Annotated in this window: 1 protein-coding gene; it reads right to left on the bottom strand. The window is 55.7% G+C overall.

Annotated features, from left to right (window positions below):
• The coding region (locus H6A60_RS11650; RefSeq protein ID WP_205104793.1) for a porin at positions 1–930 on the bottom strand (930 nt) is incomplete at its 3' end.
• Positions 931–1054 lie beyond the last annotated feature (124 nt).

Below are 1054 nucleotides of genomic sequence, written 5' to 3'. Positions count from 1 at the left end.
CTCACGTTCAAGTTCGTAGTCTTTCCAATAGATCATAGATTTCCAGGAAGAGAGACCGTACCAGAACTCCGTACCGCCATAAATGCCGTAGCCCTTGATGTTCGACGTTTTGTCATTGGCTGTGAAGGCGTCAAGGCCGTTGAGACCTTCAAAATACTGCATCTGGAAATACACAGTCGCCGGTTCGAAGCGATAACTGCCGCCGAAGGTTGCGACTTTGCGGTCCTTATTGGCGCCATTGCTGATCTGCTGGTTGTGCCCCCAAACAACGCTTTCATAAACCGCGACCAGATGCAACTGACCGACGTTGTAATGAGCGGCGAGGTCGTAGAAGCGATTGACGTCGCTCGTCGATTCTTCACCTTCGTCGTAACCGTCGGATTTGAGCGAGTACTGGGCCGTAAACTGTACGGGTCCGAGCCAGGGCGAGCGGTACGTGATGGTATTGTCGTGACGACCGGAATTCACGGGCGCGTTGCCGGTGCCCATCGTCCCGCCGCCATAGGCGTCCATGAGCCACTGCAGGTCGTATGGTCCCGTGCTCGACGCAATACCGGCGACGCGGCCAAACGAAATTTCGCCCCAGTTCTCGTTGATGAGGCCGACAGTCGACTGGCCGCCGAACATGCGGCTCGGATGACCGGCCGAGAAGGTATTGAAGGCACCGGTATCGATCGTGAAGCGGCTTTCGAGTCGGAAGTTCACCTTGGTCGTGTCTGAAATGTCCTCAAAGCCTTCAAGTCCGATGCGGGTAGGAGTGTTGGCTCCCGAGTCGAGCGTGAACGTGTCGTCGCGGGTCGAGTCGCCGCCGTAGTTGTGGTATACGAGGCCCGTGTCGACACGACCGTAGATCTTGATGTCGGCCGCTTGAACGGAAGCAGCTGCAGCCGAAGCGAGAATGATCGAGCAAAGGAGGGATTTGCGGAACATAGAAATCTCCTGCGAGGGTTGTGGGTAATACGTCTGTCAGATAAAGAAGTACGCGCCGATGAGCATCACGAACATGACAGGGAAGGTTCGTTTGACGATGTCGAAGGGAGCGACTTTGGCAATG

It is taken from the genome of Sutterella massiliensis, assembly GCF_016899755.1.
GTDB classification, from domain to species: Bacteria; Pseudomonadota; Gammaproteobacteria; order Burkholderiales; family Burkholderiaceae_F; genus Sutterella; species Sutterella massiliensis.
This window is presented reverse-complemented; position numbering and strand designations above follow the sequence as displayed.